The sequence below is a fragment of the Leifsonia shinshuensis genome (assembly GCF_031456835.1).
GTDB lineage: Bacteria > Actinomycetota > Actinomycetes > Actinomycetales > Microbacteriaceae > Leifsonia > Leifsonia shinshuensis_C.
The window spans coordinates 2983839-3005727 of record NZ_JAVDVK010000001.1 but is presented as its reverse complement, the minus strand read 5'-3'; the positions used below and the strand labels follow the sequence as shown (position 1 = coordinate 3005727).

22 protein-coding genes are annotated in these 21889 nt (G+C 70.6%); 9 read left to right on the top strand and 13 right to left on the bottom strand.

Annotation, left to right across the window (positions count from 1 at the left end; all coding sequences use genetic code 11):
• The first annotated feature begins 28 nt into the window (after positions 1–28).
• The 4 genes from J2W45_RS14665 to J2W45_RS14650 all read left to right on the top strand — a co-directional run bounded on the left by J2W45_RS14665 (position 29) and on the right by J2W45_RS14650 (position 5136).
• The gene (locus J2W45_RS14665; RefSeq protein WP_310133229.1) at positions 29–952 is read left to right on the top strand and encodes a carbohydrate ABC transporter permease; all 924 of its coding nucleotides are present in this window, start codon (positions 29–31) and stop codon (positions 950–952) included.
• A complete protein-coding gene (locus J2W45_RS14660; protein WP_310133227.1) occupies positions 952–1905 on the top strand; it encodes a carbohydrate ABC transporter permease in 954 nt (317 codons plus the stop codon). The genes J2W45_RS14665 and J2W45_RS14660 overlap by 1 nt, the downstream gene beginning before the upstream one ends.
• A 56-nt stretch (positions 1906–1961) precedes the next feature.
• A complete protein-coding gene (locus tag J2W45_RS14655) occupies positions 1962–3308 on the top strand; it encodes an ABC transporter substrate-binding protein (RefSeq protein ID WP_310133224.1) in 1347 nt (448 codons plus the stop codon).
• A gap of 67 nt (positions 3309–3375) precedes the next feature.
• Positions 3376–5136 (top strand): glycoside hydrolase family 35 protein, encoded by a 1761-nt coding sequence (locus J2W45_RS14650; RefSeq protein ID WP_310133223.1) that lies wholly within the window; start codon positions 3376–3378, stop codon positions 5134–5136.
• Positions 5137–5140: 4 nt separating this feature from the next.
• Here J2W45_RS14650 and J2W45_RS14645 read toward each other — a convergent pair whose 3' ends face one another.
• The 6 genes from J2W45_RS14645 to J2W45_RS14620 form a co-directional block, all read right to left on the bottom strand.
• Complete coding sequence (locus J2W45_RS14645; RefSeq protein WP_310133221.1) at positions 5141–5905, bottom strand: COG4705 family protein; 765 nt, start codon at positions 5903–5905, stop codon at positions 5141–5143.
• 94 nt (positions 5906–5999) lie between these two features.
• Positions 6000–7217 (bottom strand): ROK family transcriptional regulator, encoded by a 1218-nt coding sequence (locus J2W45_RS14640; RefSeq protein WP_310133220.1) that lies wholly within the window; start codon positions 7215–7217, stop codon positions 6000–6002.
• Positions 7214–8020: a substrate-binding domain-containing protein gene (locus J2W45_RS14635; RefSeq protein WP_310133218.1), complete on the bottom strand. Its 807-nt coding sequence runs from the start codon at positions 8018–8020 to the stop codon at positions 7214–7216. The genes J2W45_RS14640 and J2W45_RS14635 overlap by 4 nt, the downstream gene beginning before the upstream one ends.
• Before the next feature lie 85 nt (positions 8021–8105).
• A complete protein-coding gene (locus tag J2W45_RS14630; protein ID WP_310133217.1) occupies positions 8106–8894 on the bottom strand; it encodes a carbohydrate ABC transporter permease in 789 nt (262 codons plus the stop codon).
• Positions 8887–9870 carry a carbohydrate ABC transporter permease gene (locus tag J2W45_RS14625; RefSeq protein WP_310133214.1) on the bottom strand — a complete coding sequence of 328 codons (984 nt, stop codon included), beginning with the start codon at positions 9868–9870 and terminating at the stop codon, positions 8887–8889. Before J2W45_RS14625 ends, J2W45_RS14630 begins: the two co-directional genes overlap by 8 nt.
• A gap of 37 nt (positions 9871–9907) precedes the next feature.
• Positions 9908–11284, bottom strand: a complete 1377-nt coding sequence (locus tag J2W45_RS14620; RefSeq protein WP_310133211.1) for an ABC transporter substrate-binding protein — start codon at positions 11282–11284, stop codon at positions 9908–9910.
• Positions 11285–11577: 293 nt separating this feature from the next.
• Between J2W45_RS14620 and J2W45_RS14615 the strand changes: the two genes are divergently transcribed.
• Genes J2W45_RS14615 through J2W45_RS14600 form a run of 4 tightly spaced genes read left to right on the top strand, consistent with a single transcriptional unit; the run spans position 11578 to position 15085 of the window.
• The gene (locus J2W45_RS14615) at positions 11578–12348 is read left to right on the top strand and encodes a VOC family protein (RefSeq protein ID WP_310133209.1); all 771 of its coding nucleotides are present in this window, start codon (positions 11578–11580) and stop codon (positions 12346–12348) included.
• The gene (locus J2W45_RS14610) at positions 12345–13301 is read left to right on the top strand and encodes an aldo/keto reductase (RefSeq protein WP_310133206.1); all 957 of its coding nucleotides are present in this window, start codon (positions 12345–12347) and stop codon (positions 13299–13301) included. Before J2W45_RS14615 ends, J2W45_RS14610 begins: the two co-directional genes overlap by 4 nt.
• A 33-nt stretch (positions 13302–13334) precedes the next feature.
• Positions 13335–13697, top strand: coding sequence for a tautomerase family protein (locus J2W45_RS14605; protein WP_310133204.1), 363 nt, complete (start codon positions 13335–13337; stop codon positions 13695–13697).
• A 2-nt stretch (positions 13698–13699) separates the two neighbouring features.
• Entirely contained in the window at positions 13700–15085 is a 1386-nt protein-coding gene (locus J2W45_RS14600; RefSeq protein WP_310133201.1) for a GH1 family beta-glucosidase, read from the top strand.
• A 37-nt stretch (positions 15086–15122) separates the two neighbouring features.
• Here the strand turns inward: J2W45_RS14600 and J2W45_RS14595 are convergent, their stop codons facing one another.
• The 5 genes from J2W45_RS14595 to J2W45_RS14575 form a co-directional block, all read right to left on the bottom strand.
• Complete coding sequence (locus J2W45_RS14595; protein WP_310133200.1) at positions 15123–15374, bottom strand: DUF3072 domain-containing protein; 252 nt, start codon at positions 15372–15374, stop codon at positions 15123–15125.
• A gap of 56 nt (positions 15375–15430) precedes the next feature.
• Positions 15431–15961: a hypothetical protein gene (locus J2W45_RS14590; protein ID WP_310133197.1), complete on the bottom strand. Its 531-nt coding sequence runs from the start codon at positions 15959–15961 to the stop codon at positions 15431–15433.
• A 42-nt stretch (positions 15962–16003) separates the two neighbouring features.
• Positions 16004–16276, bottom strand: coding sequence for a hypothetical protein (locus J2W45_RS14585; protein ID WP_310133196.1), 273 nt, complete (start codon positions 16274–16276; stop codon positions 16004–16006).
• A gap of 108 nt (positions 16277–16384) precedes the next feature.
• Positions 16385–17215 (bottom strand): class I SAM-dependent methyltransferase, encoded by an 831-nt coding sequence (locus J2W45_RS14580; protein WP_310133194.1) that lies wholly within the window; start codon positions 17213–17215, stop codon positions 16385–16387.
• A 38-nt stretch (positions 17216–17253) separates the two neighbouring features.
• On the bottom strand, positions 17254–18255 hold the full coding sequence (locus J2W45_RS14575; protein ID WP_310135055.1) for an EamA family transporter: 1002 nt from the start codon (positions 18253–18255) through the stop codon (positions 17254–17256).
• Between the two features lie 70 nt (positions 18256–18325).
• On the opposite strand from J2W45_RS14575, the gene J2W45_RS14570 reads away from it, so the two are divergent.
• Positions 18326–18880, top strand: a complete 555-nt coding sequence (locus tag J2W45_RS14570) for a CGNR zinc finger domain-containing protein (protein ID WP_310133193.1) — start codon at positions 18326–18328, stop codon at positions 18878–18880.
• Positions 18881–19059: 179 nt separating this feature from the next.
• Here J2W45_RS14570 and J2W45_RS14565 read toward each other — a convergent pair whose 3' ends face one another.
• Both J2W45_RS14565 and J2W45_RS14560 read right to left on the bottom strand, forming a co-directional pair.
• On the bottom strand, positions 19060–20379 hold the full coding sequence (locus tag J2W45_RS14565) for an NtaA/DmoA family FMN-dependent monooxygenase (protein WP_310133192.1): 1320 nt from the start codon (positions 20377–20379) through the stop codon (positions 19060–19062).
• Positions 20380–20385: 6 nt separating this feature from the next.
• Positions 20386–21777 (bottom strand): O-acetylhomoserine aminocarboxypropyltransferase/cysteine synthase family protein, encoded by a 1392-nt coding sequence (locus J2W45_RS14560; protein ID WP_310133191.1) that lies wholly within the window; start codon positions 21775–21777, stop codon positions 20386–20388.
• Between the last annotated feature and the right edge of the window lie 112 nt (positions 21778–21889).

The window sequence follows — 21889 nt, the reverse complement described above, 5'->3', positions numbered from 1 at the left end:
TCGCCAAGACCACCAACTCGGGAACCACATGACAACGACGTCCCTCACGCAGGCCGGCACCGCGGGCGGCAGCCGCCGCCTCCGGCGGAGCCGCCGCGACTGGCGCGGCTGGGCCTTCGTCGCCCCGTTCATGATCGTCTTCGCGGCCATGATCATCGCCCCGGTCGTGTACGCGCTGTACCTCAGCCTCTTCCGTCAGCAGCTCATCGGCGGCAACGCCTTCGTCGGCCTCGGCAACTACGTCGCCGTCTTCCAGGACGCCAAGTTCTGGCAGTCGCTCGGCCGGGTCACCCTGTTCCTCGTGGTGCAGGTGCCCGTCATGCTGGCGCTGTCGCTGGTCGCCGCTCTGGCGCTCGACAGCGCCCGCCTCCACGGCGCGGCGTTCTTCCGCATCGCGCTGTTCCTCCCCTACGCGGTTCCCGGCGTCGTCGCGGCGCTGATCTGGGGCTTCATCTACGGCGACCAGTTCGGCCTCACCGCCAGCCTGAACGCGCTGCTCGGCACCGGGCTCGCACCGCTGAGCGGCCAGTGGGTGCTGGCGTCGATCGGCAACATCGTCACCTGGGAGTTCATGGGCTACAACATGCTCATCTTCTACTCGGCGCTGCGCGTCATCCCGACCGAGCTCTACGAGGCGGCGGAGATCGACGGAGCCGGGGCCTTCCGCACGGTGTTCAGCATCAAGCTCCCGGCCATCCGCGGCGCCCTGGTCATCGCCACGATCTTCAGCATCATCGGGAGCTTCCAGCTCTTCAACGAGCCGAACCTCCTCAAGCAGCTGGCTCCCAACGCGATCAGCAGCTACTTCACGCCCAACATGTACGCCTACAACCTCTCGTTCGCCGGGCAGCAGTTCAACTACGCCGCGACGGTCGCGATCGTGATGGGCGTCGTCACCGCCGTGATCGCCTACGTCGTGCAGCTCCGCGGCACGAGGAAGGAGCTCCGCTGATGGCCTCGCTGACCGAAACCGGCACCGGCACCGGCACCCGGAACGCCCGCTCCCGCACCGCCCCCTCCCGGGCCGCCGCCCGCAGCAAGGCGGGAGCGTCGTCCGGCCGCCGCATCCGCAAGTCGCCCGTGCTCACGGTGCTCATGGTGCTGTTCGTCATCTACTCGTTCGTGCCGCTGGTCTGGCTGATCGTGAACGCGACGAAGAGCCAGCCCGACCTCTACTCCACGTTCGGGCTCTGGTTCGGCAAGGACTTCAACCTGTTCCAGAACATCGCGGACACCTTCACCTACCGCGACGGCATCTTCGTGCAGTGGCTCGGCAACACGCTGCTCTACGTCGTCGTCGGGGCGGGCGGGGCGACACTGCTCGCGACGGTCGCCGGCTACGGTCTGGCCAAATACGACTTCCCCGGCAAGCGCGCGGTCTTCGCCGTCGTGCTCGGCGCGATCGCGGTCCCCGGCACGGCGCTGGCCGTTCCCACGTTCCTGATGTTCAGCCAGGCCGGGCTGACCAACACGCCGTGGGCCATCATCCTGCCGTCCCTGATCAGCCCGTTCGGGCTCTACCTGGTGTGGACCTACGCCACCGAGGCCGTCCCGACGGAGCTGCTCGAGGCGGCGCGGATGGACGGAGCGGGTGAGTTTCGCACCTTCTTCACGATCTCGCTGCGGCTGCTCGCGCCCGGGATCGTCACGGTCGCCCTGTTCGCGATCGTCGCCACCTGGAACAACTACTTCCTGCCGCTCATCATGCTGAGCGATCCGACCTGGTACCCCCTCACGGTCGGCCTCAGCCAGTGGAGCGCGCAGGCGACCGGGGTCGGCGCCCAGCCGATCTTCAACCTCGTGATCACCGGATCGCTCATCACGATCGTCCCGATCGTGGCCGCGTTCCTGGTGCTCCAGCGCTACTGGCAGTCGGGTCTGGCCGCCGGAAGCGTCAAGCAGTGACACCATCCCAGCCCACCCCTCGCACCCTCATTCCACGAAGAAGTGAAAGGAAGCCCATGAAGCGCACCATCGGGTCCCGCACCCTGCGCAGGACCGTCGCGGCCGCGATCGTCAGCACCGTCGTCGGCATCTCGCTCGCCGCCTGCTCCGGCGGCGCCTCGTCCTCCGGCGGGAGCGCCTCGGACATCGACTCCGCCCTCAAGCAGGGCGGCACGATCACCTACTGGTCGTGGACGCCGTCCGCCGAGGCGCAGGTCGCCGCCTTCGAGAAGAAGTACCCGAAGGTGAAGGTCAAGCTGGTCAACGCCGGCACGAACACCACCGAGTACACCAAGCTTCAGAACGCGATCAAGGCGGGATCGGGGGCCCCCGATGTCGCGCAGGTCGAGTACTACGCCATCCCGCAGTTCGCCCTGTCCGACTCCCTCGTCGACCTGAAGCAGTACGGCTTCGACTCGCTGAAGAGCGACTACACGCCCGGACCGTGGGGCTCGGTCAACGTCGGCGGCAAGCTCGTCGGCCTGCCCCAGGACTCCGGCCCCATGGCGATGTTCTACAACAAGACGCTGTTCGACAAGTACGGCATCGAGGTCCCGAAGACGTGGGACGAGTACGTGGCCGCCGCCCAGAAGCTGCACGCCGCCGACCCGAACGCCTACATCACGAGCGACTCCGGTGACTCCGGTTTCACCACCTCCATGATCTGGCAGGCGGGCGGGCGTCCGTTCAGCGTCGACGGCACCAAGGTGTCGATCGACCTCCAGGACGAGGGCACCAAGAAGTGGACGGCGACCTGGGACAAGCTGGTCGAGGGCAAGCTGCTGTCGACGGTCCCCGGCTGGAGCGACGACTGGTTCAAGGCGCTCGGCAACGGCTCCATCGCCACGCTGGTCACCGGCGCGTGGATGCCCGGCGTGCTCGAGTCGTCGGTGAAGGACGGCGCGGGCCAGTGGCGCGTCGCCCCCATCCCGACCTACGACGGCACCCCGGCGAACGCCGAGAACGGCGGAGGCGGCCAGGTCGTGCTCAAGCAGAGCAAGAACCAGGCGCTCGCGGCCGGCTTCCTGAAGTGGCTGAACAACGACCCGGAGAGCATCAAGGTCTTCCTGAAGTCGGGCGGTTTCCCCTCGACCACGAAGGACCTGGAGTCGTCCGACTTCCTCGCCAGCGCGCCCGACTACTTCGGCGGCCAGAAGATCAACGAGGTGCTCGTGGACGGCGCGAAGAACGTCTCGACCGGGTGGCAGTACCTGCCGTTCCAGGTGTACGCGAACAGCATCTACGGCGACACCGTCGGTCAGTCGTACACGTCGAACTCCAGCCTGAACCCGGGCCTGCAGGCCTGGCAGAAGGCGCTGGTCGACTACGGCAACCAGCAGGGCTTCACCGTCACCGGCAAGTAGCCCGTTGTTCCGGTGGCCGGCCGCGCGCGTCGCGGCCGGCCACCTCCGACTCTCATCCAGGAGAACCATGACCACCTTCGAGATCGTGGGTGACGACTTCGTCCTCGACGGCGAGCCGCACCGCATCCTCTCCGGCGCACTGCACTACTTCCGCGTGCATCCGGACGACTGGGCCGACCGCATCCGCAAGGCGCGCATGATGGGGCTCAACACGATCGAGACGTACGTGCCGTGGAACGCGCACGAGCCGGTCCCCGGCGGATGGCGCGCCGACGGTCGGCTCGACCTGGAGCGGTTCCTGCGGACGGTGGCCGACGAGGGGATGCACGCCATCGTCCGCCCCGGCCCCTACATCTGCGCGGAGTGGGACAACGGCGGGCTCCCCGCGTGGCTGTTCACCGATCCGGAGGTGGGGATCCGGCGCTCCGAGCCGCGATTCGTCGCGGCGCTGTCGCGCTACCTCCGCAACGTGCTGGACATCGTCCGCCCGCTCCAGGTCACCGAGGGCGGACCGGTGCTGCTGGTGCAGGTCGAGAACGAGTACGGCGCGTACGGCGACGACAAGGAGTACCTGCGGCAGCTCGTCGAGGTGATCCGCGGCGCCGGGATCACCGTGCCGCTGACCACGGTGGATCAGCCGCAGGACGACATGCTCGAGAACGGGTCGCTGCCGGGCCTGCTGAAGACCGCCTCCTTCGGCTCGCGCTCACGGGAGCGCCTGGCCACCCTGCGCCGCCACCAGCCGACCGGGCCGCTGATGTGCTCGGAGTTCTGGGACGGCTGGTTCGACAGCTGGGGCACGCACCACCACACGACGCCGGTCGCCGAGTCGGCGGCCGACCTCGACGAGCTGCTGGCGCTCGGCGCCTCGGTCAACCTCTACATGTTCCACGGGGGCACGAACTTCGGCTTCACCAACGGAGCCAACGACAAGGGCGTCTACCAGCCGATCGTCACCAGCTACGACTACGACGCCCCGCTCGACGAGTCCGGCGAGCCGACCGAGAAGTTCTGGGCGTTCCGCGACGTGATCGCCAAGTACGCGGAGCTGCCGGAACTCGAACCGGTCGTGGCCGCCGCGGCGCCGTCGTTCACGGTCCCGTTCGACGCCGCCGTCCCGCTGTGGGCGGTCGCCGACCGGCTCGGCGAGTGGTCGCACACCGACGAGCTGCCGACCTTCGACGAGCTGGGCCACTACAGCGGCCTCGGCCTCTACCGCACCGAGATCGACACCGCGGAGCCCGCGGTGCTGGAGTTCGGCGAGGTGCGGGACCGCGCCTACGTCTCCGTCGGAACCAGCCGCCTGGGCGTGCTTGCGCGCGACCACCACGACAGCGCCATCGCGCTCTCCCCCAGCCGGGGAACGCTCACGGTGCTGGTCGAGGACCAGGGACGCGTCGACTACGGCCCCCGCATCGGCGAGCCGAAGGGCCTGATCGGCCCGGTGCACCTGAACGGCGAGGAGCTGAGGCGGTGGAGCGTCCTTCCGCTCCAGCTGTCCTCGATCGAGCCGGTGCGCGACGCCCTGGACGGTGCCGCCGGGGCGCCGGAGCGGCTGGCCGGTCCGGTCTTCGCCCGCGCCGGCTTCGAGCTGGACGAGCCGTGTCCCCTCTTCCTCGACACGACGGGATGGGGCAAGGGCGTCGCCTGGATCAACGGCTTCAATCTCGGCCGCTACTGGACGCGCGGCCCCCAGCAGACCCTGTACGTTCCGCGCGGGGTGCTCCGCACTGGTGCCAACGAGCTGATCGTGCTGGAACTCGAGTCGGCCGCCGAGTCGGTCGCCGCGTTCGTCCCCGAGCCGCGGCTGGGCCACACGGAGGTCTGACCGGCTACAGCCCCGCGGCCGCCGGCGCGTCCACGGCCGGGCCGGCCGCGGCACGGCCGCGCACGGTCAGCACCGCGACGCACACCACGATCGCCGCGAACAGCACCAGGCTGACCGGTCCGGTGCCCAGCGCCATGCCGCCGCGCGCGTGCGACACGGCGAGGCCGTCGGAGAGCGAAGCGCCGAACGGGCGGGTAAGCACATACGCCGTCCAGAAGGCGGCCGTCGCACCGAATCCCCACCACCGGTAGGCGATGCCCGGAATGGCGAAGAGGATGCCGAACAGCAGCGCCGAGGCGAAATAGCCGAGGCCGAGCGTGGTCGCCGTCAGGTCGCCGACCGCCGTTCCGAGGGCGAACGTCACCAGGACCGCGGACCAGTAGAACCCCTGGCGCGCCGGGGTGTCGATGCGGTGCACCGAGAGCGTCCGCTGCGTCCGGTACCAGAGGGCGAACACAGCGGTGAGGACGACCGCGAACACGAGGGTGGACACCAGGTACGGCACCCCGAGCTCGACGTGCAGCACGTCGGCGACCATGGTGCCGAACACGGCCACCATCAGCACCGCCGACCAGTACACCCACGGGATGTACCGGCGCACCGCGAACTGCAGCCCGAGCGCCGCGGCGAAGAGGCCGAAGGCGCCGCCCACCACGACGACCGGATCGATGGTCTTGACCAGGAAGTCGGACGCGGTCTCCCCCATCGCGGTCGTCAGCAGCTTCGTCACCCAGAAGAGCGCGGTGACGGCGGGGACGGTGTTGCGCATCCCCCCAGCATCCCGAACCCCGGGCGCCCCAGCCTGAGCGGCGGGGGCGAACACCTGAGAGGGCTCAGAGGCTGAGAGACCGCGACCCGACCGGCTACCGCCCGGGCGCCGCGTGAGGCGTCAGCGCGTGCTGCAGGGCGAGCGTCGCCGCTCCGCCCGCCGCGGCATCCAGCCCGGGGTCGGCCAGTTCGATGACGACGGGGTGGATGGTGCGGGTGCGCGCGAACCTCGACACGGTGTCACGGATCTCGCGGACGTACAGGGCGCCGGCGTCGGCGAAGCCCGGGCCGGCCAGGACCACGCGGTCGAGGTCGAGCACGTTCACGATGGACAGCACGGCGGCGGCCACGTACCGCGCCGACCGCTTGATCAGCTCGCAGCACCGCGGCTCGCCCTGGGCGGCCGCGCGGGCGATCGCCTCGAAGTCGGCGCGGAAGCGCTGCGGGTCGCCCGTCAGACCGAGCTGCGCGGCGAGGTCGTCGTCCTCGAGCGCCTGCGCGACCACCGCGCGGGGGGCGGCGAGCATCTCCAGGCAGCCCCGGGCCCCGCACCAGCACTGCGGACCGTCGATGTCGATCACCATGTGCCCGATCTCGCCGACGTTCGAGGAGGCGCCGCGCGCGACGCTTCCGCCGACCATCAGACCGAGGCCGAAGCCGTTCGAGAGGTACAGCGTCGCGAAGTCCTGCGTCGCGGGCACCCGCCCGGCCCAGTACTGGCCGAGGGCGGCGCAGGCCGCGTCGTTGTCACGCACGACGGGGAGGCCGATGCGCGGCTCGAGCGCCTTGCTCAGCGCGAACGACTCCCACTCGGTGGAGGTGATCGAGAGGCGCTCCGCACCCGCGCCCAGGTCGAGACCGGCTCCGGCCACACCGACGCCCACGACCGACTCCAGGGCGATGTCGAGCTGCACCAGCAGCTGGCCCAGCTCGCGGGCGATGCGCACGACGTCCTCGCTCGGACCGGCCTGCTCGATGCCCGGCGACACGAGCCGGCCGATGACCGTGCCGGCGAGATCCGTGACGACGTAGGTGAGGCGTCCGGCGTCGAGCGACAGCCCGACGGCGAAGCGGCCGGTCGAGTTGAGCTCCAGGAGGCTGCTGCGCTTGCCGCCCGTGGACTCGCTGAAGCCGGTCTCGATGACCAGGCCGTCCTCGATGAGCGACTTGACGATGCGGGTGATGGAGGTGGCGGTCAGCCCCGAGCGCTCCGCCAGCTCTGTGCGCGTGACGGTCCCGCCGGAGCGGACCATGTCGAGGACGGCGCTGCGGGTGTTCGCGGACGACGGGCCGAGCCGCCGTGCCGCGCTCACGTCGTCTCCCGCACGACGACGACGGGCTGGGGCGCCGCGACCGGGACGACGTCTCCGTCGTGGATGGCGGCGAGCGCCGCCGTGCCGAGCAGTGCGCCGATCTCGCGGCCGTGTCGGTCGATGGCGGTGATCGGCCGGCTGGCGCTCTGGCACACCAGCGAGTCGCTCCAGCAGATCAGCGACACCGCTTCGGGCACCAGGATGCCGTGCTCCTCGAGCGCGTCGAGGGCGGCGACGGCATCGTGGTCGTTGTCGAAGATGAGCACGCTGGGGGCGTCGGGCGAGCTCTCGCCGGCGACCCGCAGGGCCTCGGCCACGACGTCGGGGGTCTGGAGCGTCTCGATCCGCCGCTCGCCGCCGTCTGCGGCCTCGCCGGCTTCGCTGACCAGCGGGTCCGGCTCCGACTGGCTTGTGATGTAGACCCAGCGCCGGGCCGGGTGGCCGTCGAGGTACGCGGCGAGCGCCCGCGACGCGGCCGACGCATCCACCGTGACCGCCGGGTAGTCCACCTCGTGCGCGACCGGCGCGAGCGCGACGAACGGCATGTCGATCTGCCGGAGCAGCCGGATGCGCGCGTCGTCCTCATCCGCACCGAGCACGATCACGCCGGCGATCCCGCCGACGCGCGCCCACAGGCGGTACGTCCGCAGTTCCGACTCCTCGTCGTCCACCGAGCGGGTGATGAACCGCATCCCGGCCGCGAGCAGCGGACCGGCGATCGCGCGCACGATCGCCGAGGCGACCGGGTCGCGGTCGCGGCCGTGCCGGATCACCAGACCGATCGACGCCGCCTGATCCGTCATGCGTTCACCGCCTCCCCCTCGTCTGGAACGGAACCCTCGGATACGAAGTCTGCCGGATGCGGCCGCTCCGCCACGACTTCCCGTGTCACTTGATCGCGCCCGCGGCCATGCCCCGCTCGAACTGCCGCTGCAGCGCGATGTAGGCGATGATCGTCGGGATCGCGGTGATCACCGACGCGGCGAGGATCTTCGGGGTGTCGTCGTTGTACTGCCGGCGGAAGAACTCGGGCAGCTGCGTGACCACGCCCATCCCGTCGTCGATGAGGAACACCTTCGGCAGGAGGTACGAGTTCCAGGCGTAGATCAGCACGAGCACCATGAGCGCGACCGCGATCGGCCGCGACAGCGGCACCAGGATCGACCAGAACACCCGCCAGGTGCCCGCGCCGTCGATCCGGGCGGCCTCGAACACCGCGTCCGGGATGCCGTCCACGTAGCCGCGGGCGATCAGCACCGTGAACGGGATCTGCAGGGCGGCGATCGGGAGGATCACCGACCAGTACGTGCCCAGGAGCCCGAGCCGCACGGCCGTCGTATAGAGAGGAGCGATCAGCACGACCTCGGGCAGCGTCAGGGCCGCCATCATCAGCCAGAAGTAGACCTCCTTGCCGCGCACGCGCAGCTTGGAGAAGCCGAACGCCGCGGCGAGCGTGGCGAGGTAGACGATCACGATCGAGGCCGCCGCGATGATGATCGTGTTGATGAAGAACTTGGGGAAGCCGGGCACCTGCACCACCGCGAGGTAGTTGCCCCACCCGGCGCCTTCCAGGCTGGTCTGCAGCATCGTGTACAGCGGGATGACGAACGGCACGACGGCCACCGTCAGCACCAGCTGGAGGATGATGCGCGAACGCCGCGAACGCGTCTCAAACATCGGCGGTCTCCTTCCGGCGGCGGGGCCGCACCCGGGTCAGCCGCTCGCGCCCGCGCAGCTGCATGAAGATGGACACGGCCACCGCGATCAGCAGCACGAGGATCGACAGCGCCGAGGCGTAGCCGAGGTCGCGGTCGGTGCTGGCGGTCTCCGAGTAGATCATCGTTCCGAGGAACTCGGACGAGTGGGCCGGCCCGCCCTGGGTGATGAGCCACGGGTTGTCGAACAGCTTCAGGGCGGTGATGAAGTTGAGGATCGCCAGCGAGACGATGATCGGCCGGAGGGTCGGCAGGACGATCGAGAACAGCACGCGCAGGTTGCCCGCGCCGTCCAGCCGTCCGGCCTCGATGAGCTCCGGGTCGATCTGCGACATGCCCGCGTAGAGCAGGATGAAGCCGTAGCCGATCGCGCCCCAGCAGCCGACGAGGGTGACGACCAGGAGTGACGTCGTGGACTGCCCGATCCACGGCTGCTGCAAGGACGAGAGCCCGAAGAAGCCGAGGATGCTGTTGACCGTCCCGTCGCTCTGCCAGACCTCGATCTGCGCCGGGGCGAGCGTGGCCGGCGCGACGACGACGGGGATGACGACGAGCACCTTGTAGACGTTCGCGAACCGCACCTTCGAGTGCATGGCAGCGGCGAACAAGGTGCCGCCGATGACCTGCACGACGAATACGACGACGAAGTACACGAAGGTGTTGCGCAGGGAGGTCCAGAGCACCGGGTCCTGCAGCGCGGTGAGGTAGTTGCCCAGCCCGACGGGCGTCATGAGCGCCCGGCCGCCCGGCCAGGAGAAGAAGGACAGGTAGCCCGAGTAGATGATGCTGTAGTAGATCAGTCCGACGGAGATGGCGAACGCCGGGAGGATCCAGCGGAAGCCCCCGGGGAGGAGGCGGGCGCGCCGTGTGGGGCGCCCGCCTCTCTGCACCGCGGGTGTCTGTCGGCGGGATCCGATCTCGAGATCCGAGACGGTCATGGAGTCGATCCGTTCTGCCGATGGCGGGTGGTGCTGCTTACTTGGTGCCGACCTTGCTCGCCACGGAGGCCGCCTGCTGGTCGTCCGCGATGCTCTTGATCGACTTGTCCACCGAGGGGTCCAGCACCTGCTGGATGGCGACCACGATCGCATCGAGCGACTTCTCCGTGGTCTGCCACTGGCGCGACTCGGTGGTGTCGGCGCTGTCCTTGATCAGGGTCTCGATCGCGGGACGCTGGACCGAATCGTCGACGAGCTTGATGGAGGACCACTCCGGCGTCGTGCCCTTCAGCGCGGGGAGCAGGTCGAGCGCGTTGGCGACGTTCTGCTGTCCGTCCTTCTTGAGCGTCATCCAGGCGACGAAAGTCTTGGCCGGCCCGATGTTCTTCGAGCCGGAGTTGATCGCCAGGCCGTAGTCCGCCTCACCGAAGTAGGTGCTCTTGTGGCCTTCGCCTGCGACGTCCGGGAACTGCGCGGGAAGCTGCACGAAGCATGTCGGGTTGCTCACGCCGGCCGCCTCCATGGCGGTCTTGCACGAGTCGGCCCCGGAGTACTGGGTGTACCAGAAGCCCATCTGGACCATCGCGGCGTCGCCCTTCATGAACTCGTTGTTCGCGAGGGGGTACTGCGGGCCGTCGAGGGCGTTCGGCGCGATGATGCCGTCGTCCTTCATCTTCTTGATGATCTCGAGCACCTTGACGCCCTGCTCGTCGTTCCACTTGGCCTTGCCGGTGGCCGCCTTGATGAAGAAGCCGGGGTCGACCGTGTTCGCGATCGAGTGGTACATCTCCGTCGGGAACGTGTCCTTGCCGCCCGCGCCCATCGTGAAGCAGGTCTTGCCGATGGCGGTCACCTTCTTGCAGGTGTCCACCCACGACGCGTAGTCGGTGGGGACCGAGGCGCCGGCCTTGTCGAGGATGTCCTTGTTGTACCAGAGGAAGCCCGCGGACATGCCGCCGAGCGGGAGCGAGACGAACCGGCCGTCGGAGCTGGTCAGCTGCTTGACGTAGTCGCCGCCGATCTGGTCCTTCCACCCGGAGCCGAGCGTGTCCTTGGCGAGCGACGTGAGGTCGAGAGCGTACGGGCCCCACGTGTCCGGCGAGCCGCCTGCCGGCGAGAGGTCGAAGACGTCCGGCCCCTTGCCCGAGTCGAGGGCCGGCGTGATGGTGTTGCGGTAGTCGACGTTCTCGAAGTTCTTGTACGTGACCTTGATGTCGGGGTACTGCTTGTTGAACTCGGCGATGTACTTCTCGGCCACCGGGGTGTCGGGCGTCCAGCCCCACCATGTGACCGATCCTGACTTCGCCGGCTTGACGTCCGAGCCCTCGTCACCGGATGAGCCGGTGCAGCCCGTGATCGCCAGGGCGGCGGCCGCTGCCACCGCTGCCGCGGAAATGAGCCGCGTACGCATCATTGTGATTCCTCCACCTCGTTGTGCTGATCGTCGTGCGGGTCGAGCGCCCGGGCCGCCCGGCTGATCACCGGAGGGAGTCGTAGCGGCGCACGTTCGGGGTGAGCCTACACACGGGTTTCCGACGAACGCAATAGTTAAAACCTTTTTGTCACAAACTGGCCGTTCATCGGTATTGTGGCGGTGAAGTACCGGCAAATCAGGCGAATGCGCTTAGTTGCATACGTTGAGATAGTCCGGTACCGTGACCTCCGCCCGACAGCTGGGCACCGTTCAGCGCAGAAAGGACCCTCCCGTTGGCCATCGAATCCGTCCTCATCAACGTCACCGATGTCGCACGCGCCGTCGACTTCTACCGGCGTCACCTCGACGCCGTCGTGATCGACGCGACCGACGATCGCGCTGAGCTCGACCTGGTGACCGCCCGACTGGTGCTAACCCGCGTCGACGCCCCCGCGGAGTCCACGTGGGTCGGCGACGACCTGCAGCGCGGTTTCCGTCACGTCGGGTTCAAGGTCTCCGACCTCGACGCCCGCGTGGATGCGCTCCACGACGCGGGCGTGCCGTTCCACCTCGAGCCGATCCACGCCGAGGGGGATGTGCGCATCACCTTCTTCTTCGACCCGGACGGCACCCTCCTCGAACTCGTCGAAGGCCCGCTGCAGTACCACGAGGTCTACGACCGCGAGGCCGTGGAGCAGGACTGGGCGCTCGGCGACCCCGAGCGCCCGCGCTTCGACCACGTGGCGGCGACGGTCGACGATCTGGACGCCACCACGTCGCACTACGGCCGGCTCGGCTACCTGCTCATGTCGGGCATCCACCAGCCCAGTGACGACCGCGGGTTCGAGATCAACTTCCTGCGCGACGGCGACAGCTCGCTCGAGATCTTCACCTACGAGCGCGCCGAGAAGGCGCAGCGCGCACCCCAGCTCGACGCCCCCGGCTTCGCGGCCGTCGTGTTCTCGGGCGACGAGGCTCCTGGCGACGAGGTCGCCACCCTCCCCGACGGCCGGCGGATCCACACCGACGCCGACGGCCTGCTCTACGCGGTCGCGTCCGCATGAGCGGCGCGGCCCTCCGGCCGCTCGGCGCGACCGGGCTCGCCGTGAGCCGCGTCACCCTCGGCGGCGCGCCGCTCGGCAGCATGCCCGAGAACTTCGGCCACGAGGTCGCCGAGGCGGACGCGATCGACCTCGTCCAGGAAGTGCTGCGCAGCGGGATCCGCACCATCGACACCTCCAACGGGTACTCGGAGGGCCGCAGCGAGGAACGGATCGGCCGGGCGATCGCGGCCTTCGGAGGGCTTCCCGATGACGTCCTCGTGATCACGAAGACCGACCAGCGCGACGGCGACTACAGCGGGGAGCGCGTCCGCCGCTCTCTCGCCGAGAGCGCCGAGAGGCTCGGGATCAGCCCGCTCCCGCTCGTGCACCTGCACGATCCCGAGTTCCACGACTTCGCCGCGATGACCGGGCCGGGCGGCGCCGCGGAGGCGCTGGTCGCAGCCAAGGAGCGCGGCGAGGTCGGCCACATCGGCCTGGCGGGAGGCGACGTGCACGCGATGCGCCGTTACCTCGACCTCGGCGTGTTCGAGGTGCTGCTGGTGCACAACCGCTGGACGCTGGTCGACCGCAGCGCCGGGCCGCTGCTCGACCGGGCTGCCGAACTGGGGATCGGGGTGGTGAACGCCGCGGTGCTCGGCGGCGGCATCCTGGCCGACGAGAGCGGCCGCAAGACGGACTACGGCTACCGGCCCGCCAGTGCCGGGACGCTGTCCGCGATCGCCCGCATGCGGGAGGTCTGCCGACGCTGGGACACCACCCTGGCGGCCGCGGCGATCCGCTTCTCCACCCGCGACGAGCGGTTCGCCAGCACCATCGTCGGCATCAGCCGACCCGAACGCATCCCGCAGACCCTCGACGCCGCGGCGCTCGATCGCCCGCAGGAGTTCTGGGATGAGCTCGAGTCGCTCCTCCCCTCGCCCGAGAACTGGCTCGACGCGCGACCCGCGCACTGACCGCATCCACCCACTCCGAAAGCCGAGGCACCGATGCCACTCGTCCGAATCGACATGCACAGACCGCTCGCCGACCTGCGACCGCAGATGAGCGAGGCGATCAACTCCGCCCTCGCCGACGGCTGGGGGATGCCCGCCGACGACCTCTTCCAGATCTTCCAGCTGCACGACGAGGGCGACCTCTTCTACAGCCGGACCTTCCCGGATGCCGACCGCTCGGACATCGTGTTCATCAGCATCCTCGCCTACACCGGATACTCTCCAGAGGTGAAGCAGCGCGGCGCCGGTCTCATCGTGGACCGGCTGGCGGCGCTCGGGATCAAGAGGGACGACATCCTCATCTCCCTGTACGAGAACGGCGACGGCGACTGGCTCGCCCCCGCGAAGGAGCAGTGACCATGCGCAGAAGCGACCTCCCCGAGGACTTCGTCGTCGGGACGGCGACGGCCTCGTATCAGATCGAGGGGGCCACCCGCGAGGACGGGCGCGGCGAGAGCATCTGGGACACGTTCGCGCGCGTCCCCGGCGCCATCGCCGACGGCAGCACCGGCGACGTCGCCGACGACCACTACCACCGCTGGGCGGAGGACGTCCGGCTGATGTCCGACCTCGGCGTCGACGCGTACCGGTTCTCGATCGCGTGGCCGCGCATCCAGCCCGACGGCACCGGCGCGCCGCTGAAGGCGGGCATCGACTTCTACCGCCGCCTCGCCGAGGGGCTCCGCGAGCGGGGCATCACGCCGTGGGCGACCCTCTACCACTGGGATCTGCCCCAGGCGCTGGAGGACCGCGGCGGCTGGCTGCAGCGCGACACGGCGATGCGCTTCGCGGACTACGCCGCGCAGGTGGCCGACCGCCTCGGCGACGTGGTCACCGACTGGATCACGCTGAACGAGCCCTGGTGCTCGGCGTTCCTCGGATACGCGAGCGGTCACCACGCCCCCGGCCGGACCCTCGGTTCGACGGCGTCGCACGCGGCGCACCACCTCCTCCTCGGTCACGGGCACGCGCTCGAGGCGTTGCGCGCGAGCAGCTCGACCGCGCGGGTGGGCACGACGCTCAACCTCTACTCGGTCCAGCCGGCAGGCGACTCCGACGGGGATGCGGACGCCGCCCGCCGCATCGACGGCCTCAGCAACCGGCTGTTCCTCGACCCCGTGCTGCGCGGCTCCTACCCCGCCGACGTGCTCGACGACCTCGGCGAGACGGCCTGGTTCGCCGAGAACGCCACCGACGACGACCTGCGCCGCATCTCGGCGCCGATCGACTTCCTCGGCATCAACTACTACAGCCGGCACACGGTCGCCTCCGGCTCCACCCCCGCCGCGGGCGCCCCGGCGAGCGCCTACCCGGGCAGCGAGCACGTCCGCTTCGTCCGCACGGGAGCGCCGGTCACCGAGATGGGCTGGGAGATCCACCCCGACGGGATGGTCGACGTGCTCCGGCAGGCGCACGAGCTCGCCCCCGAGCTGCCGCTCTACATCACCGAGAACGGCGCCGCCTACCCCGACCGGGTGGACGAGGACGGCGTGATCGACGACGGCGCACGCACCGAGTACCTCGAGGCCCACTTCGAGGCGGCACGGGATGCCGTCGCCGAGGGACTCCCGCTGCGCGGCTACTTCATCTGGTCGCTGATGGACAACTGGGAGTGGGCGTGGGGCTACTCGCGCCGCTTCGGCCTGGTGCACGTCGACTACCGGACGCAGAAGCGCACCCCCAAGCGCAGCGCCCGGTGGGTGGCGGATTTCCTCCGCGACGCGGTTCCGGCGTCCCGGGGCTGATCCCCGGGACGCCGGGCCGTCGGTCCGGGCTCGCCCGCTAGCTCTGGCCGCGCCCGGTCTTCTGCTGCAGGCGGTCGATCTCGGTCGACGCCTGGGCCTTGGTCAGGTCGGCGGGGATCTCCTCGCCGGCCTCGCGGGCGAGCGTGTCCAGGTAGCTGCGCTGGGAGGCGGTCATCGGCTCGTCGCCGGTGACCCACTCCGACGGGTCCTTGCTCGCCGGGTTGGCGTCGTCGTCACGGGCCCCCAGCACCTCGTCGGGTCCGTTGGTGGTGTCGCTGGTGTCGGTCATGCGGCAGACAGTACGCCGCCGGTCCGACACTCCCCACCCCGGCGGGAGGGCCTGAGTCAGCGGCGCAGGATGCTGGGCCGCGGGAGGCCCAGCTCCTCCAGCAGGTCGCCCAGCATCCGGTCGAGCTCGAAGCCCGCCTGCGCGACCTTGTTGTTGCCGAACCCGCCCAGCGCACTGCTCGGCTGGTCGACGCTGAGCACGGTGCCCCCGCTGCGCGAGGCGTGCAGCTCGACGCGCAGCGGCGTGTACAGCAGCGTCGCCGGGTCGTGCCGGAACATCCGGGCGGCGGTCGCGTAGTCCCCGATCAGGTAGACGGCGCTCGGGATGTCGGCCCCGCCCACGCGCATCACCGGCGTCGGGTGCTCGGTCCAGAACCGGACGAACCGGTGGATGCCCGGCCCGGCGGTCTCGGACGTCAGCCGGCGCCACTCGGCGCCCTCGGAGACGAGCTCGCGCACCCGAGCCGTGTCGAGCGGCGGCACCTCCGCCTCGAAGGCGCGGCGCAGCGTCCCGAAGGCGACCGCCACCTCCAGCTCGATCCGGTTCACCGTCACGGGGATGATGCGTTCGGTCGCGGGGAGGGCCATCCCGCCATTCTCCCTCGCCGGCCTCGGACGCGCCGCCGGGGGTCAGCCGAGGCCGGTCACGCCGTGCGGCGGGGGCACCTCCGGCAGGTCGGCCGCGGTGCCGTCCTCGCCGAGCCGCGCGAAGTACGCCCGCTCCCGCTCCAGCGTGTCGGTCTCCGGGGCGCCGTAGCGGGTGGGGTCCGGCCGATGGGCGTCCTCCTCCACCGTCAGCAGCCCGTCCGGGTCGCGGGGGTCGCGCACGCCGGTCAGTCGCTCGTCCATCGTCGAGCCGTCGTCGCGCCGCCGCTGACTCTCGTCGCTGATGCCTGCATCCATACCGCCACCATCCCCGCCGTGACCGGGCGGGGCAAGGGGTCGGGACGGTCTGCCCTCGCCCCCGGCTGCCCTGGCCCCGGGCTGCCCTGGTCTCAGGCAGCCCTGGTCTCAGGCCGGCCGGCTCGCGCGCACGGTGTAGCTGAGCGGTGCCACGCCGCTGAGCGCGGCGAGCGCGAACTCGCCGTCCTCGCGCTGCACCATCTGCCCGGGGAGCGCCTCCCACGGGACGCTGTCGTGCTCCTCCAGCAGGTCGATGCGCAGCCCGGCGGCGATCAGCGCCGTGACGATCTCGCCGAGCCCGTGGTTCCACTCGTACGTCCGCGTCGCCGTGAGAGGGCGCGTGGTCTCCACGTAGGTGGAGTCGTCGTCCCACTCGAGCGGCTGCTCCCGTTCGAAGTACGGGAACCGGAGGTGGAGATCGTCGTCGAGCCGCTCATCCATCGACCAGAGGATGGGATGCCCCTCGCGGATGAAGAGGGACCCGCCTGGCGCGAGCAGGTCGGCCACCACGCGCGCCCAGCGGTCCACGCTCGGCAGCCAGCACAGCGCGCCGACGCCGGTGTAGACGAGGTCGAAGGTCCCAGGCTCCAGCACCGACGCCGCGTCGTACACGTCCGCGACGACGAAGTCGACGTCGTCTCCCGTGTCGGTGACCAGCCGCCGCGCCTCATCGATGGCGTTCGCCGAGAAGTCGAGCCCGGTGACGCGTGCGCCGAGCCGGGCGAGCGAGAGCGTGTCCGTGCCGATATGGCACTGCAGATGGGCCGTCCGCAGCCCCGCGACCGGACCGAGACGCGGGAGGTCGAACCGCACCACCCCGGAGATCGCCTCGCGGTCCTCGATGTACTGCGACACCCGGTAGCCGTGCGGCCCCCGGTCGGCGTGCAGCACCGCGCGCTCGTCCCAGTTGGCGCGGTTCGCCTCGGTGAATTCGGACATGACCGTCCCGTCCCTCCGCCCGGGCGGCGCCGAGCCTGTCAGCCTAGCGGAGCGGTCGGCTCCTGCGAAGGGGCGGCAGAGGTCGGCACCCGGCCGCGCGTCCGGCGGCTCACCCGGCGCGGCGCGGCCTCGTCGCCGCGGTCGGCCCGGACGAGCGCGATCCCCCCGAGGATGAGCAGCCCGCCGAACAGCTGGGTCAGGCTGAGCCGCTCGCCGAGCAGCAGCCAGGCGTAGAGGGTGGCGGCGACGACCTCGAGGAGCCCGGTGAAGGACGCGAGACGCGACCCGAGGATCTCCGTCGCCGTGATGCTGGCCGCGTACGCGATGGCGGTCGCGACCACGCCGACGACCAGCAGCGGCACCCACCAGGCGGTCGGGTTCCCGAACAGCGGCACATCGGCGAAGCTCACCGTCACCGGCAGCAGCCCGGTGGCGCCGACCGCGGCGAGCGCCGCCGCCCCGAGCAGCAGGCCGCCGGAGGCCAGCGCGACCGGCGGCAGCCCGTCGCTCGGGCGCGCCGCGATCACGTAGAACGCCGCACAGCCGACCATCGCGGCGACCGCCAGCAGCAGGCCGAGCGGGTCGATCGCGCCCGCACCTCCGGGCGACACGACGAGCACGAGACCGGCGACGGCCACCACCGAACCGGCCAGCACCACCAGCCGCGGCGCCTTCCTCGTGCGCGCCCAGACCACCGCGACCAGGAGCACGGGCGCCAGGTACTCGACCAGGATCCCGGTGCTGACGGGGATGCGCTGGATCGCCGCGAAGTAGAGCACCTGCGTCCCGGCGACGCCCACCAGCGCCATCCCGAGCAGCCGCCAGCGCCCGCGCCAGACCGCCGCCCAGCGCCCGCGGACGGCGACGAGCGCGAACGGGAGCAGCACGACGCCGCCGATCAGGGCGCGCATCGTGACCGCCGCGACCGGCGACCATCCGCTCTCCAGCAGCGGTTTGATGAACGCTCCCGACATCCCGAACGTCGCGGCCGAGATCACCGAGACGAGGAGGCCGAAGGATGTGGAGCGCCCGTGCTGCATGAGACTCACCTGTCAGGATCGTAAGGGATGATGGTCCTGACGCTAGTCCCGTCGCGAGTAAGGAGTCAACTTGCATTTTGCCCCTGACACTGTGGATGCGCTCGAGTTCGCCGTGCTGCTCTGCAACACCGCCCCGGACGCCTCCCGCAGCGGCGCCGACGAGCTCGCGACCCCCGCCGACCTGGTGACGCTGCTCACCGAGAGCCGCTACTCCGGACGAATCGACGGCGACGAGGCGGAGCTCGCCGACGTGCACGAGACGCGCGAACGTCTGCGACGCACCTGGTCGCTGGACCGCGACGCGGCGGCCCTCGAGGTGAACGCCATGCTCGCCGAGGCGCACGCCCTCCCCTACCTGATGCGCCACGACGGCTTCGACTGGCACCTGCACGCGACGGCCCAGGACGCGCCGCTCGCGGAGCGCATCCGGGTCGAGATCGCCCTCGCCCTGGTCGACGTCATCCGCTCCGGCGAGACCGGCCGCCTGCGCGTCTGCGCGGCCGACGACTGCGCGGGCCTGCTGCTCGACCTCTCCCGCAACGGCTCCAAGCGCTTCTGCAGCGTGCGCTGCGGCAACCGCATGAACATGATCGCGTTCCGCGCCCGCCAGGACCGCGACGCGTAGCGCGCGGCGCCGCGGCGCCGCCGCCTTCCGTCGGAGATCCGCGGCCGTACGTCGGAGATCCGGCCGGAATCCGCGCGAAACTCCCGCCGCAGAGCGTTGCGTCGGAGATTCGGGACCCGTTCTCCGACGGTAGCCGGCCGGGCGTGTCCACCCCCGACCAGCCCCGACCGGCCCCCGCCTCAGAAGTCGCGCAGGTTCGCCCGGATCCCGCCGTTGCCGTACTCGGTGCGCAGGATGCCGCGGCGGCGCAGCACCGGGACGAGCTCGTCCAGGTAGCGGTGGAGCGTCACCGGGTGCAGGTCGCCCGAGAAGATGAAGCCGTCGTTGTCGGCCTCCTCGCCGATCTCCTCGATGAAGTCGGCGATCTGCTCGGCCGTCCCCACGAATCCCTGACGGTCGGCGATGCGTCCCTTGACGACCTTCGGCGCGATCAGCTCGCGCAGCGTGACGCCCTCGCGGATGCCCTGCTTGCCGAACAGTCCCTTGATGCTGCCCTGCGAGACGTGGTCGCCGAAGACCGAGACGTCGAACGGCTCGTCCAGCGAGAGCACGGTGAGGTCGGTCTCGAGGTCGCTCGACTGGCCTGCCAGGGCGCGGTACAGCTCCTCGTCGGTGGGATGCTTCGACGCCTCGACGACGCGTCGCGCCTCCTCGTCGCTCGGGACGACCTCCGGCTTGAACACGAACAGCACCTTGATGGAGTCGGGGTCGCGTCCGGCGGCCACGGCGGCCTCGCGCACCTTCGCGCGGTAGTCGCGGATGCTCTGCGCGTCGAGCGGGGCGAGCGCGAGCTGCACGTCGGAGTGCGTTCCGGCGAACGCGATGCCGCGCGGTGAGCCGCCCGGGGAGACGATCGCAGGGTCGCCCTGCGAGAAGGGCACGGCGTTCAGCGGTCCGGCGAGACGGAAGTACTCCCCCTCGTGCTCGAACCCGCGGATCTTCGAGCCGTCCGCGAAGTGCCGCGTCGCCGCATCGTGCACCAGGGCTCCGTCGTCCCAGCTGTGCCACAGCCGGCGGATGACGGTGAGCCACTCCTCGGCGCGGTCGTAGGCGGCGTCGTGCGACAGCGGGGGCAGGCCGAGGTGGCGCGCGCTGCCCACATCCGTCACGACGTTGACGCCCAAGCGGTGATCGCTCAGGTGGTGGAGGGACGCGAACTGCCGCGCGGCCACGTACGGCGGGTACGCGCCCGCGTTGATCGTCGGCGCGACGCCGAGGTGGCGCGTGGCGTCGAGGAGGTACGGCGAGAGGATGAGCGGGTCGTGCTTCGGGCCGCCGTACGCCTCGCGGACGCGCAGGTCGATGGTCTCCGGGAAGCCGAGCGAGAGCGCGTCCTCGATGATGACCAGATCGAGCCCGGCCTGCTCCAGCTCACGTGCCGACTGCTGGTACAGGTCGGGGCGCGTCCAGTCGTAGCCCCACTCCCAGTAGGGGTGGCCCCAGCCCTGGGGGCCGAAGCCGCGGCTGAAGAACCAGCCGAAGTGCTGCAGGCGTGCCATGTGGTCCTACCGTCCTGCGGCGGGGACCGCCGCGTCCGTCGCGAATGCATGGGCCGGGAGGGCGTCCGCCGAATCCCCCGCCGAACTCGCCGAGACCGCCGCGCCCTCCGACGCCGCCGCGCCCGCCGCCACCGCCGCGAGCCCGCGCGCCAGGTCCTCGATCAGGTCGTCCGCATCCTCCAGCCCGATGGACAGCCGCAGCAGGCCGCCGCCGATCCCGAGCTCCTCGCGCACGTCCGCGGCGAGGTGACCGTGGGTGGTGGATGCGGGGTGCAGGATGAGCGACCGCACGTCGCCGATGTGGGTCATCCGGCTGAACAGTTCGACCGCGTCGTAGAACCGCTCGGCCGCTGCCGCGCCGCCGGCCAGCGCGAAGCCGAGCACGGCGCCCTGCCCGCGCGGGAGGTACCGCTGCGCGAGGCCGTACGCCCGGTGCGATGCGAGCCCCGCGTAGTCGACGCGGACGACCTCGGGCTGCGCCTCCAGCCAGCGGGCGACCGCCAGGGCGGTGTCCGACTGCCGCTGCACGCGCAGCGAGAGGGTCTCGATGCCCTGCTGGATGAGGAACGCGTTCATCGGCGACAGCACGGGACCGAAGAGGGAGGCGACGACCGAGCGCGCGAACGCGGCGTACGCGCCGTCGCCGTGCACGTCGACGTAGCTGCGTCCATCCAGCCACTCGTCCGGTCCGGTCAGGTGACGGAACGGCGACGCGGCCCAGTCGTAGCCGCCCTGGTCGACGACGATGCCGCCGAGCGTCGAACCGTGGCCGCCGAGGTACTTGCTGGCCGAGTGCACGACGATGTCGGCGCCGAAGTCGCCCGGGCGCAGCAGGTAGGGCGTGGCAAGCGTGTTGTCGACGACGAGCGGGAGCCCGTTCTCGTGCGCGACGGTCGCGACGCCCGCGACGTCGAGGATCTCAGTGCCGGGGTTGGCGATGGACTCGCCGAACAGCACCCGGGTGTTGGGGCGGACGCGCCGGCGCCACTCGTCGAGGTCCGTCGGGTCGTCGACGAATTCGATCTCGATGCCGAGGCGCTTGAGGCCGTTCTCGAAGAGGCCGCGGGTGCCGGAGTAGATGCTTTGCGCCGAGAGGATGTGGTCACCGGCCTGCACGAGACCGAGCAGGGCGACGGTCAGCGCCGCCTGGCCGCTGCCGACCGCGATCGCCTCGCGGCCGCGCTCCAGCCCGGCGACCCGGCGCTCGAGGGCGGCGGTCGTCGGGTTGCCCGAGCGGCTGTACGTGTAGCCGGCTTCGTCGCCGCCGAAGCGCCCCTCGGCCTGGGCGAAGCTGTCGAACTCGAACCCGGCGGTCAGGTAGATCGGCGTCACGCGGGCGCCGTGAGCGGCGTCACGGGACTCTCCCGCGTGGACCTGATGGGTGGTGAACTCCGGCATCCCCCTATGGTGCGGCACCGCCCGGCCGCACCGTCCTTCTGTTGCGGAAAGCTACGGGAGGGCGGGTGGCCGCTTTCTTCCGCCACCGCGTGCGAAACGGTACAGTGGATGC

Bases quoted from the DNA above. Each gene is read 5' to 3' on its own strand.
- J2W45_RS14665 (WP_310133229.1), top strand. From the start codon at position 29: ATGACAACGACGTCCCTCACGCAGGCCGGCACCGCGGGCGGCAGCCGC.
- J2W45_RS14660 (WP_310133227.1), top strand. From the start codon at position 952: ATGGCCTCGCTGACCGAAACCGGCACCGGCACCGGCACCCGGAACGCC.
- J2W45_RS14655 (WP_310133224.1), top strand. From the start codon at position 1,962: ATGAAGCGCACCATCGGGTCCCGCACCCTGCGCAGGACCGTCGCGGCC.
- J2W45_RS14650 (WP_310133223.1), top strand. From the start codon at position 3,376: ATGACCACCTTCGAGATCGTGGGTGACGACTTCGTCCTCGACGGCGAG.
- J2W45_RS14645 (WP_310133221.1), bottom strand. From the start codon at position 5,905: ATGCGCAACACCGTCCCCGCCGTCACCGCGCTCTTCTGGGTGACGAAG.
- J2W45_RS14635 (WP_310133218.1), bottom strand. From the start codon at position 8,020: ATGACGGATCAGGCGGCGTCGATCGGTCTGGTGATCCGGCACGGCCGC.
- J2W45_RS14630 (WP_310133217.1), bottom strand. From the start codon at position 8,894: ATGTTTGAGACGCGTTCGCGGCGTTCGCGCATCATCCTCCAGCTGGTG.
- J2W45_RS14625 (WP_310133214.1), bottom strand. From the start codon at position 9,870: ATGACCGTCTCGGATCTCGAGATCGGATCCCGCCGACAGACACCCGCG.
- J2W45_RS14620 (WP_310133211.1), bottom strand. From the start codon at position 11,284: ATGATGCGTACGCGGCTCATTTCCGCGGCAGCGGTGGCAGCGGCCGCC.
- J2W45_RS14610 (WP_310133206.1), top strand. From the start codon at position 12,345: ATGAGCGGCGCGGCCCTCCGGCCGCTCGGCGCGACCGGGCTCGCCGTG.
- J2W45_RS14605 (WP_310133204.1), top strand. From the start codon at position 13,335: ATGCCACTCGTCCGAATCGACATGCACAGACCGCTCGCCGACCTGCGA.
- J2W45_RS14600 (WP_310133201.1), top strand. From the start codon at position 13,700: ATGCGCAGAAGCGACCTCCCCGAGGACTTCGTCGTCGGGACGGCGACG.
- J2W45_RS14595 (WP_310133200.1), bottom strand. From the start codon at position 15,374: ATGACCGACACCAGCGACACCACCAACGGACCCGACGAGGTGCTGGGG.
- J2W45_RS14590 (WP_310133197.1), bottom strand. From the start codon at position 15,961: ATGGCCCTCCCCGCGACCGAACGCATCATCCCCGTGACGGTGAACCGG.
- J2W45_RS14585 (WP_310133196.1), bottom strand. From the start codon at position 16,276: ATGGATGCAGGCATCAGCGACGAGAGTCAGCGGCGGCGCGACGACGGC.
- J2W45_RS14580 (WP_310133194.1), bottom strand. From the start codon at position 17,215: ATGTCCGAATTCACCGAGGCGAACCGCGCCAACTGGGACGAGCGCGCG.
- J2W45_RS14575 (WP_310135055.1), bottom strand. From the start codon at position 18,255: ATGCAGCACGGGCGCTCCACATCCTTCGGCCTCCTCGTCTCGGTGATC.
- J2W45_RS14565 (WP_310133192.1), bottom strand. From the start codon at position 20,379: ATGGCACGCCTGCAGCACTTCGGCTGGTTCTTCAGCCGCGGCTTCGGC.
- J2W45_RS14560 (WP_310133191.1), bottom strand. From the start codon at position 21,777: ATGCCGGAGTTCACCACCCATCAGGTCCACGCGGGAGAGTCCCGTGAC.